The organism is Streptococcus sp., from assembly GCF_030528045.1.
Taxonomy (GTDB): Bacteria; Bacillota; Bacilli; order Lactobacillales; family Streptococcaceae; genus Streptococcus.
Genome location: NZ_JAUMZR010000019.1, coordinates 21754 through 33396, shown reverse-complemented (window position 1 = coordinate 33396; position 11643 = coordinate 21754). Strand labels below are relative to the sequence as shown.

Below are 11643 nucleotides of genomic sequence, written 5' to 3'. Positions count from 1 at the left end.
GTATAACTCAATAAACTCTACTTGAGTGTTTACACAAAATTATTGACAGAACCAATTTTTTATTTTCAGTCTCAATCTTATTTTTGCGTAAATAGTCAACATATTCTTTGGCAAGTTTATAGGCTTCATTCGGAGATTTTACATATACAATACTTGATTCTTCTTGTTTATATAGCATTTCAAATAATTTATTTTTTTTAGAGTTACCAGATAATAAATTATTATTTCTATTCCTAACCTCAATGACATTAGTATTTACTAAAGCATAATCTGTTTTAAAAAAAGAAACTTTATACTTATCCCGAAAAGCCTCCGATAGAGAATCTACAGTCGGAGTTAAGAACATTGCTTGGGTATTATGTTTCATAACTCTTAGTAATGCGACATTCAAAGAATCAATTCTACTATCATTTAGACGATTACAAATTTTATAAAATTCATCAATGACAAAAAAATCTATACTTGGAAGATTTGGAAATTCTAACACTCGTTCGGCTGTTAAAATGAAAATATTTTTCTCAAGGACCTTTTGACGAGTATTAATTATTAAATTATAATCTACTTTATACTTTGATAGTTTTTTTCTTGTTTCATCAATTAATGCAAGAGTCGGTTGTATAATTAAAATATTACAGAATTGTTTTCTTGCTACAATCTCTTCGATAAGTAAGCTTTTTCCAAAACTAGTTGGCGCGCTTACAGCTATATTATCTCCATTGGATAAGGCTATTTCTATTTCCTTTTGCTGTTCATGGAAATATATGTTTGGAAGATAATCAGATTTAAAAAATTCTGTTTTTATTTGATCCTGAAGTGACAGAGTTAATTTTTCTTTAAAAACTTTTTCAATATAATATGGATAAAATCCTGCTCGTCCAATCAAATCAATCCATATTTCTTTTGCATTATTATTTACATTCTCCCAGATATCTAAGATATGAATTATTACTTTTCTAGCATCAGACGTATCAATTATACTAGAAATATGTTTAATAAGTTCAAAATTTTCTTCAAAATTTTTCAGCTCAGAATATCCCAGAAATTCCTCAATATTTTTCATCCTTGTTGCGCCCCTTTTAATTTTAAATGTAGATCTTTAACAAATTCTTTTTTATCGTCAACTGGAAATAAAAATAAAAATACATTTAAATGTTCATTCCATGGATGAGTTTTTATTTTTTTGAACGCTTTTTGTTCTAAAATCTCAATCTCTGATTCTAGTTTTTTCTTAAATGACTCTTCATCTTTAAACTCTTGCAATGACTTACTATCAAATCCAGCGAATAATGCAATATTAATATTTACAAGTTTATCCAAAACTTTTGTTTGCGGATTAATTAATTTTTTCATAAAATCATCAAGTTCTATATCACTATCATGAACACGATTTTCAATAATAACAAACTCAGAATTAAAAAAAGATATTCTAAAATGTTCTTCCAAATCTTTCATCAAAGCATCAATAGCAGAACTAGAATCAGAATATAATTTAGATTCTCCAATCCACAAAATTTGATTATCAGAATCCACGTGAACTGCATCAAAACCATGCGCTGGTAGGCCCATGCTATCCTTGAAATAGATTTTTGAAATTAAAGCATCAGCATTAAAATATTCATGTAGCAGATGATATAAAAGCAACTCTCCAAACTCACCACGCTTAAGATACTTATCCTCTACTAAATCTGATTCAAGATAGTACTTACTGGCTTCTTGTAATTCTGGGATATTATACATTTTTCTCAATGCTTCCCTCTGAACTTTAGAAATATCCTGAGGTTCTTTGATTCTCTTCATTACATTATGTGATCCGAAAGCAAAAGAAGCAATGTCGTCAAACAATTCATCATAAAACTTCTTTTTTACTTGTGAAATCTTGCCAAAATCATCTAAATCAAATCCGATATAAAATGTATGAACATTATTACTAATTTCTTTATGTTCAGAATGGCAATGACTCATTTAGAATTTCTCCTTTTATTTATAATTATTTTTTTCAAAATCAAACTTTACTTTTTAACAATTTCACATAATCACTCTTGGCACAACACAATTAAGTGATAAAATGGAAAACTTTCTAGCTATTCTAAGTCCTCAAAAATTTTTCATTTTGTTTGAAACTAATTTATCTAACTGAATCTTATAAGTCAGAATCAGGACTAATTTCTTCTACATCTATACTTTAATTCTGATTAGTTTCATTTGTCATTATTACTATTCCTGAATCAAACGTTCATCCCTTAAACCTTCTTAAGTTGAAAATTTAAGTTAATTTTTAGAGACAAGTAGTTTCTTTGCCTTTCTTAATGATTCTATGTTCGTCTTAAAGTTTACTTAATATTCTTCTTTAACAATCTCATAGCAATAATACTAATCATATTTTAAACTATTATAGCAAAATAAACTATATAAGACTCGATAATACTAGCCTTATATAGTTCATTTAATAATTAGTTACAAATTATTTATACGCTTTCTTTAATTTTTTTCCAAGGCCAAGCGCAAATCTTCAATCAAATCCTCTACATTTTCAAGACCGATCGACAAGCGGATTTGGTTTGGTGTGACACCTGCTGCTTCTAGATCTTTTTCTGACAACTGACCGTGAGTGGTTGTGGCTGGATGGACAACAAGAGATTTAGCATCTGCTACGTTAGCAAGGTCAGAGAAGATTTCCAGATTATCAATCACCTTGCGGGCTTCTGCCTCTCCACCTTTGACATGGAAGGTAAAGATTGAACCAACACCTTTTGGCAAATATTTCTCAGCCAAGGCATGGTAAGGACTGTCCGCTAGTTTTGGATAATTTACCTTCTCTACCTTAGGATGATTTACAAGGAAATCAACAATTTTCTCTGCATTTTGCACGTGACGTTCAACACGAAGAGAGAGAGTTTCAAGCCCTTGGAGCAAGAGAAAGGCATTAAATGGTGACAAGGCAGCACCTGTATCACGGAGCAATTGAACACGAACAGCGATAATAAAGGCTGCTGCACCCACATCACGAGTATAGCTCAAGTTGTGGTAACTTGGGTCTTCCTCAACAAATTGAGGGAATTTCCCTGAAGCTGCCCAGTCAAAACGACCGCTATCGACAATCACTCCTCCAATAGTCGTACCATGCCCACCGATAAACTTAGTTGCTGAGTGAATGGAAATATCTACACCGTGAGAGAAGACGTTAATCAAATATGGTGTGGCAAAAGTATTGTCCGAAACGAGAGGAATCTGGTGTTTATGCGCAATCTCAGCCAATTTTTCCAAGTCAGGAATGTTAATCAAGGGATTCCCCAAGGTTTCAATCAAGACAAGCTTGGTATTGTCATTGATAGCTGCTTCCACTTCTTCCAAATTATCCACATCGACAAAGGTTGTTGTGATCCCATAACGAGGAAGGGTTTCCTTCAAGAGGTTGAAGGTCCCACCGTAAATAGTTGACGCAGCCACCACATGGTCACCTGCGTGAGCAAGCGCCAAAATAGTGTAGGTTACAGCAGCCATACCTGATGCAGTCGCTAGCGCTCCAACACCACCTTCAAGAGCAGCAATTCTTTCCTCAAATGCTGCCGTTGTAGGGTTTGTGATACGAGTATAAATGTTCCCTGGTTTTCTCAAGGCAAACAAATCGGCACCTTCTTGCGTGTCATCAAAAACGAAGGATGTTGTTTGATAAATCGGTACTGCACGAGACTTAGTTGCTGGATCAACTACTTGCCCAGCATGTAATTGTAGGGTTTCAAATTTAAAATCACGAGTCATATGACGACCTCCAAATAGCTTCATTAGGGATATTGTACCATCTTGTGCTAGTCTTTTCCAATACCGTTTTTCTATATTTTGATATAAGGAACAACTATGACTAGTCTTACACATCAAACAAAAGAGCACGATTAACTCGTGCTCGTTTTTTAATCTACATAAGTATCTTCGTTTTTATTGAGGAAAGCGTATGCCAAGCCCATCAAGAGACCTCCTCCGATAAAGTTTCCGACAAAGGTTACACCCCAGTGACGAAGAATATTAGGTATGTCAAAGTTAGCAATTGAATCTGCTGCAACACTAAACTTAACAATCGCAAAAGAAGCAAAGTTCGCAGCAATGTGTTCGTTTGTTAAGAATACAAACATGTAAATTGCTGACAAAACAAGCCAAAGTTTGGCTCCACCGTCTTTCACCAAAACGAATGAAAGAATGGCAATGTTTACAAAGATATTGGCTAAAATACCTTCAAGCAAGACTAGCTCATTGGAACGACCTAACTTCATCTCTACAACCCCTGAAATGAAGCTATCATGTGTTAGATTTGCATAGGCTGCCGAATGAGCAAAGCCCCAACCTGCTATCAAAGCTCCGATAAGGTTGAACAAGGTACAGTAAAGTAAAATCTCAGCTGTTTTTCTCCAAGAGATTTTTTTCAAGAAACTACCAGCTGTCAAAAACATCATATTCGAAGTTACCAGCTCAGCATTCAAGAAAACAATGTAGGCCAATCCCCAAGCAAAAACAAATGGGAAGAGGAAACGTCCACTACCTGGAGCGATCTTATTAATCAAGTCAGCCCCAACTGCGCCTGCAGCCGTACTAAATGTCAGAAAAGCACCTGCAAACATGGAACGAATCGCATACTTAAACTTACTTTGGCTATAAAGACTTTCTTTCTTCTTGCAAGCAAATTCAATCTTTGAGATAAATTCTGAAGAGACCATAAAAAACTCCTAAACTTTTATTTGTGATAATTATAACATAATTCTTTTTTTCTAGAAAGCGTTTTCTGTAAAATTCTAAAATATTTATCTTAAAAATCTTTATCCTAAGCCTTCTTATTTCATAAGAACTATTTTGATTCTATTTGTTCATATAAAAAACCAGTGAAATAGCTCTTCACTGGTTCATTCATTCTTAATATCGTTGTCTATACGGTTGATTAAAGGCCTTCAAAATATCCTCAGAAGTCTCAGAATAAGCTTTTGATTCTTTAAAGATTCCTTTGACGATTATACGCTCGGTCGCATTATAATCAACACAGGTAACCAAAGTAATCTCCTTTACGCCATCACGATCTTCGATTTCATCTACACGGTCAGGTGTGACATGTTTAACTTCTGTAATCTCATAAGTATAAACTTTATCCTTATCCGTCAGGTAAATTTTCATACCTGCTTTGGCATTGACCAAAGGTGAGAAGAGCATTTGACTGGCATTTTCAGCAGTAAAGATATGGTGACTGGCTAGAGAATAGTTCCCTTCTCCCATTTTTTGGTCTGATTTCATGGTCCCAGCTCCGTAGAACAGGTTTACATTATCCAACCCTTTGAAAATAGGAAGGTTAATCTCTACTTCAGGAATAGCAATGCCTCCAATAACAGGAAGTTTCTGAGCATCCCATTGTGAAGCCAATACAGCTTCGGATGAAATAGACTTAACAGAGTCAAAATCAAAATTTCCCTCGGATTTTAAATTTTCATCTATATTTTCTTTAGTGACTTGATTGACTTGGTATTTATTGGTATTCCAGACCAAAAAGATATCGCGAATCTTTGAATTAAAAATTAAAGCTAGCGATAAAAGAATTAAGAAACTCGCTAAAATATTGATAAATAGATTTCTGCGCTTGTTTTTCTTACTCTTTTTATTTTTCGTTTTTTTATGAGACATTATGCTTCACCTTCTGTTTCAATTTCAGTCCCAACTTCTTCTTTTTCTGCCGCAGCAACCGTTGTAAAGGTCACAATCTTAGCATCCTGATCTAGACGCATCACCTTAACTCCCATAGTTGAGCGTCCCGTTTGTGAAATATTGGCAACGTTTGTACGAATCATGACACCTGTATCTGTGATAATCATCAGGTCTTCATCTCCTTTAACAGTAAGAAGACCTGCCAGAGGACCATTCTTCTCAGCAACATTGGCTGTCTTCATCCCTTTACCACCACGGCCTTTTGTAGGATATTCAGTAGCAAGTGTACGTTTACCATATCCTTTTTCAGTGATGATAAGAACCTCATCTTGGTTTGTAATCACGCTAGCACCAACTACTGTGTCACCCTCACGAAGATTGACTCCTCGGACACCTGTCGCGATACGGCTCATGCCACGAACAGCTGATTGATTAAAGCGAACAGCATAACCAAACTTAGTACCAATGATAATATCCGTATCTTCTTCTGTCAGCAAGACATTAATCAATTCGTCTTCATCCTTGAGATTCAAGGCTTTAAGTCCATTTTGACGAATATTAGCGAACTCTTTAACACTGGTTCTCTTCACAATACCGTGACGAGTTGTAAAGAAGAGATAGGCGTCATCACTACGTTCAGACTCAACGTTGATGATGGTCTGAATGCTCTCACCTTCGTCCAACTTCAATAGATTGACAACTGGCAAGCCCTTAGCAGTACGACCGTATTCAGGAATTTCATAACCTTTTAGTCGATATACGCGTCCTTTATTGGTAAAGAAGAGCAGATGATCATGGGTGCTGGTTGAAACCAACTCACGCACAAAGTCATCATCCTTAACTCCCGTACCTTGAACTCCACGGCCACCACGTTTTTGAGCAGTAAACTCACTTTGGTCCAAACGTTTGATATAGCCCTTGTTAGATAGGGTAATCAAGACATCCGTTTCTTCAATCAAATCTTCATCTTCAAGAGTTAAGACTTCTCCGATCATCAACTCCGTACGACGCTTGTCACCAAACTTGCGTTTGACTTCGTCCAATTCCTCTTTGATAATTTGCGCCACGCGCTCAGGTTTGGCAAGAATATCAGCCAAATCTGCAATCAAAGCAATCAATTCATCGTATTCAGACTGAATCTTATCACGTTCCAATCCTGTCAAACGACGAAGACGCATATCAAGGATAGCTTGACTTTGACGTTCAGAAAGCTTGAACTTGCTCATCAACTCAGCTTGTGCTTCCGCATCTGTTTCACTGGCACGAATGATACGAATCACTTCGTCGATATGGTCAAGTGCAATTAAAAGACCTTCTAAGATGTGCGCACGCGCTTCTGATTTTTCCTTATCAAAACGAGTACGGCGAACAACCACTTCTTTTTGGTGTTCGATATAAGCATCCAAAATTTGACGAAGGGACAAGATTTTTGGCACACCATTTTGAATCGCCAAGATGTTGAAACCAAAGTTGGTTTGCATCTGGGTCATCTTGAAGAGGTTGTTAAGGATAACGTTGGCAGACGCGTCGCGTTTAACCTCTATTACAAAGCGAACGCCTTCACGGTTGGACTCATCACGTACAGCTGTAATGCCCTCAATTCGTTTTTCCTGAACCAAGCGAACAATATGCTCATGCACCTTGGTTTTATTAACCATATAAGGAAATTCCGTTACAACGATGCGCTCCCGACCCGTCTTAGTGGTTTCAATCTCTGTACGAGAACGAAGGACAATGGAACCTTTACCAGTCTCATAAGCCTTATGAATACCTGATTTTCCCATGACAAGAGCACCAGTCGGAAAATCTGGACCAGGCAAGACTTCCATCAAGTCCTTAGTCGTCACTTCAGGATTATCCATAACAAACTTCACTGCATCAATGGTTTCACCCAAATTGTGAGGTGGAATATTGGTTGCCATCCCAACAGCGATACCCGTTGCTCCATTGACCAAAAGGTTTGGAAAACGAGCTGGCAAGACCAAGGGTTCACGTTCGTTAGCATCGTAGTTGTCTACGAAATCAACTGTGTTTTTGTTGATATCACGAAGCATTTCAAGAGCAATCTTGCTCATACGTGCCTCAGTGTACCGCTGCGCGGCAGCACCGTCCCCGTCCATAGAACCAAAGTTTCCATGCCCATCAACAAGCATGTAACGGTAGCTCCACCACTGAGCCATACGAACCATGGATTCGTAAATTGAGGAATCACCGTGTGGGTGGTATTTACCCATAACATCCCCTGTAATACGGGCTGATTTTTTATGAGGTTTGTCTGGTGTAACACCTAGTTCATTCATTCCATAAAGAATACGACGGTGAACAGGTTTTAAGCCATCTCGAACATCAGGAAGGGCCCGCGCGACGATAACACTCATGGCGTAGTCGATAAAGCTGGTCTTCATCTCCTTTGTCAGATTGACATTCACTAAATTTCTATCCTGCATTCATAAATGCCTCATTTCACTATTAGTAATTAGATATATTATACCATAATTTGTCCTCCATTTCAGCCTTCTGAAACCACTAAAACGTTTACATCGATAACCGAATAGAATATTTGTGACAAAGCTTTTCAAAAGTGATAGAATGAAAGTGTCTGGGGATTCCCCTAAAAAAAATGAAGGAGATGTTTAGATAATGACTTCAACTAAACAACACAAAAAAGTGATCCTTGTTGGTGACGGTGCCGTAGGTTCATCTTATGCTTTCGCACTTGTTAACCAAGGAATTGCACAAGAGCTTGGAATTATTGAAATTCCACAATTACACGAAAAAGCTGTTGGTGATGCGCTTGACCTTAGCCACGCCCTTGCCTTCACTTCACCTAAAAAAATCTACGCTGCTCAATACTCTGACTGTGCAGACGCTGACCTTGTTGTTATCACTGCAGGTGCTCCTCAAAAACCAGGCGAAACTCGTCTTGACCTTGTAGGTAAAAACTTGGCTATCAACAAATCAATTGTAACACAAGTTGTTGAATCAGGTTTCGATGGTATCTTCCTTGTTGCAGCTAACCCAGTTGATGTTTTGACTTACTCAACTTGGAAATTCTCTGGATTCCCTAAAGAACGTGTTATCGGTTCAGGTACTTCACTTGACTCAGCACGTTTCCGTCAAGCACTTGCTGAAAAATTGGATGTTGATGCTCGTTCCGTTCACGCCTACATCATGGGTGAACACGGAGATTCTGAATTTGCGGTTTGGTCACACGCTAACATCGCTGGTGTAAACCTTGAAGAATTCCTTAAAGACACTCAAAACGTTCAAGAAGCTGAATTGATTGAATTGTTCGAAGGTGTTCGTGACGCTGCCTACACAATCATCAACAAAAAAGGAGCTACCTACTACGGTATCGCTGTAGCGCTTGCTCGTATCACAAAAGCAATCCTTGATGACGAAAATGCAGTACTTCCACTTTCAGTCTTCCAAGAAGGTCAATACGGTGTTAAAAACGTCTTTATCGGTCAACCAGCTGTTGTTGGTGCTCACGGTATCGTTCGTCCAGTAAACATTCCATTGAATGATGCTGAAACTCAAAAAATGCAAGCATCTGCTAAAGAATTGCAAGCTATCATTGATGAAGCATGGAAAAACCCTGAATTCCAAGCAGCTTCTAAAAACTAATGAAAAGAAGGTTCTCATCCATGGGAACCTTTTTCTTTTTTCTTTTTGCCCCAAAAATACCCCAAAGCAACAAAAAAAGCCTATCGACCAAGCAATGAAGCTTGATACAATAGGCTTTTTGAAAATTCATTATTTAACAGCGTCTTTAAGAGCTTTACCAGCTTTGAATGCTGGAACTTTAGAAGCTGCGATTTTGATTTCTTTACCAGTTTGTGGGTTGCGACCTTTACGTGCAGCACGCTCACGAACTTCAAAGTTACCGAAACCGATCAATTGAACTTTTTCACCAGCTGCAAGGTATTCAGTTACTGCTGCAAATACCGCGTCAACTGCTGCTGCTGAATCTTTCTTAGTCAATTCTGTAGCTTCTGCTACTTTAGCGATCAAATCTTGTTTGTTTGCCATGTTAACAAATCCTCCAAATAATTTCTAATTAACAAATATAATCATATCCTAAAATCGGCTATAGGTCAAGTCAAAAACACTATTTTGACCATTTTTTCTCTATTTTTTTAGGAATTGTAGCGAATTAGAATCGCCCAAGCATTCTCTCCAGTATGAGTTTGAATAATAGAGCCAGTTTCCAATACAGAGATTGGTTTCTCAACATAAGGTTGCAATAATGCCTTCATCTCATTCGCCCATTCGTTCGTTCCAGCGTAGGAAATGCCAATCTCTGCAACTGATTTTTTGGAAAGAGTATTGGTTAATTCCTCAAGCCACTTTTTGAAAGTTTTCGATCCACGTCCTTTGGCGATAGGTTGGAGTTCGTGGTTTTTCATCTGCATTACTACACGAATATTCAAGAGTGAACTTAGTAATCCTGTCACACGTCCAATACGACCACCCTTAACTAAGTTTTCTAACGTCGAAACACCGATATAAAGTTCTGTATGATTTTTGACGTCCTCTACATGAGCTAAGATCGTTTCTAAGTCTTTACCCTCTTTAGCAAGTTTTGCGGCTTCAACAACTTGGAACTTCATCGCTTGATCTGTAAAGGAACTATCAATAACCGTTACATCAGCAGTTGAGAGACTTGCCCCTTGGCTAGCAGCTTCCACAGTTCCAGACAAAGCATGGGACATGTGAATGGCGATAATTTGACTGCCATCTTTACCTAGTTCTTCAAAGACCTCAGCAAACACTCCCACAGGGGGCTGGCTTGTTTTAGGCAGATTCTTACTTTGTTGCATAAGATGAAGGAATTCTCCCTCTTTCAAATCTGCATCCGAATAAAGCACACTATCAATCATAACTGATAGAGGAACAACGGTGATATTTAATTCTTTAACTACTTCTGGTTCGATAGTAACAGAAGAGTCCGTTACAATTTTTACTTGTGTCATAATCAATCTTTCTATTCTTCTCGATAGGATTGGGATTTTCTCCTTTATTATATCAAAAAAATGATAAAAAATCATAAGTGATCCGATGAAAAGAACTGAATTTTTGGTATAATCTATCTATAGAAAAGTGAGGAACAGCCATGATTCGAAAACTTCAACCGATTATCACTATTATTTTTGGAGCTGCTATCTATGCCTTCGGTCTTACTTACTTTGTTGTTCCTTATCATTTATTTGAGGGAGGGGCGACAGGTATTACCTTGATTACCTACTATCTTTTTAAAATCCCTGTCTCATTGATGAACCTCTTAATCAATATCCCTTTATTTATCCTGGCTTGGAAGATATTTGGACCTAAGACCCTCTACTCCAGCCTTCTAGGATCTATTTCTCTTTCCATTTGGCTTGCAATCTTTGAGCGCATTCCTTTGCACATCGACTTGCAAGGGGATCTCATCATTGTCGCTTTAGTCTCAGGTGTCTTACTAGGGGTTGGTTTAGGAATTATCTTTAATGCTGGTGGAACCACTGGTGGCTCTGATATCGTTGCCCGTATCCTCAACAAATACACCAATATTTCGATTGGTAAATTGCTCTTTGGGATTGACTTTTTTATCCTAATGTTGATTTTGATTATCTTCCAGGACCTTCGTCTAGTTACCTATACCCTCTTATTTGACTTTATCATCGCTCGTGTTATCGACTTGATCGGCGAAGGAGGCTATGCTGGTAAAGGATTTATGATTATTACCCAATATCCTGATCAATTGGCCAAAGAGATTAACGATGAACTCGGACGTGGCGTTACCTTTATATCTGGTCAAGGCTACTACAGCAAAAAGGATTTAAAAATCATCTACTGTATCGTCGGTCGTAACGAAATCGTTAAAATGAAAGATATGATTCACAAAATTGATCCTCAAGCCTTTATCACCATCACTGAGGCTCATGAAATTCTGGGTGAAGGATTTACTTATGTGAAAGATTAAAA

Annotated in this window: 10 protein-coding genes; 2 read left to right on the top strand and 8 right to left on the bottom strand. The window is 37.5% G+C overall.

Annotated features, from left to right (window positions below; translation table 11 throughout):
• Positions 1-7 precede the first annotated feature (7 nt).
• The 6 genes from Q4A91_RS05145 to gyrA form a co-directional block, all read right to left on the bottom strand.
• A complete protein-coding gene (locus tag Q4A91_RS05145) occupies positions 8-1060 on the bottom strand; it encodes a DEAD/DEAH box helicase (RefSeq protein ID WP_303209251.1) in 1053 nt (350 codons plus the stop codon).
• Positions 1057-1962: a DUF1837 domain-containing protein gene (locus Q4A91_RS05140; RefSeq protein ID WP_303209250.1), complete on the bottom strand. Its 906-nt coding sequence runs from the start codon at positions 1960-1962 to the stop codon at positions 1057-1059. The genes Q4A91_RS05145 and Q4A91_RS05140 overlap by 4 nt, the downstream gene beginning before the upstream one ends.
• Before the next feature lie 516 nt (positions 1963-2478).
• Complete coding sequence (locus tag Q4A91_RS05135) at positions 2479-3759, bottom strand: O-acetylhomoserine aminocarboxypropyltransferase/cysteine synthase family protein (RefSeq protein ID WP_303209249.1); 1281 nt, start codon at positions 3757-3759, stop codon at positions 2479-2481.
• 149 nt (positions 3760-3908) lie between these two features.
• Positions 3909-4706 (bottom strand): formate/nitrite transporter family protein, encoded by a 798-nt coding sequence (locus Q4A91_RS05130; protein WP_303209248.1) that lies wholly within the window; start codon positions 4704-4706, stop codon positions 3909-3911.
• A gap of 193 nt (positions 4707-4899) precedes the next feature.
• Positions 4900-5655, bottom strand: a complete 756-nt coding sequence (locus Q4A91_RS05125) for a class A sortase (protein WP_303209247.1) — start codon at positions 5653-5655, stop codon at positions 4900-4902.
• Entirely contained in the window at positions 5655-8123 is a 2469-nt protein-coding gene (gyrA, locus tag Q4A91_RS05120; RefSeq protein WP_303209246.1) for a DNA gyrase subunit A, read from the bottom strand. Before gyrA ends, Q4A91_RS05125 begins: the two co-directional genes overlap by 1 nt.
• A gap of 193 nt (positions 8124-8316) precedes the next feature.
• Between gyrA and Q4A91_RS05115 the strand changes: the two genes are divergently transcribed.
• A complete protein-coding gene (locus Q4A91_RS05115) occupies positions 8317-9303 on the top strand; it encodes an L-lactate dehydrogenase (RefSeq protein ID WP_000204722.1) in 987 nt (328 codons plus the stop codon).
• Between the two features lie 129 nt (positions 9304-9432).
• On the opposite strand, the gene Q4A91_RS05110 is transcribed toward Q4A91_RS05115, so the two are convergent.
• Both Q4A91_RS05110 and Q4A91_RS05105 read right to left on the bottom strand, forming a co-directional pair.
• Positions 9433-9708, bottom strand: a complete 276-nt coding sequence (locus tag Q4A91_RS05110) for an HU family DNA-binding protein (protein WP_001284636.1) — start codon at positions 9706-9708, stop codon at positions 9433-9435.
• 107 nt (positions 9709-9815) lie between these two features.
• Positions 9816-10652: a DegV family protein gene (locus Q4A91_RS05105; RefSeq protein WP_303209245.1), complete on the bottom strand. Its 837-nt coding sequence runs from the start codon at positions 10650-10652 to the stop codon at positions 9816-9818.
• A 140-nt stretch (positions 10653-10792) separates the two neighbouring features.
• Here Q4A91_RS05105 and Q4A91_RS05100 point away from each other — a divergent pair, with 140 nt between their 5' ends.
• Positions 10793-11641: a YitT family protein gene (locus Q4A91_RS05100; RefSeq protein WP_070567545.1), complete on the top strand. Its 849-nt coding sequence runs from the start codon at positions 10793-10795 to the stop codon at positions 11639-11641.
• Positions 11642-11643: the final 2 nt, after the last annotated feature.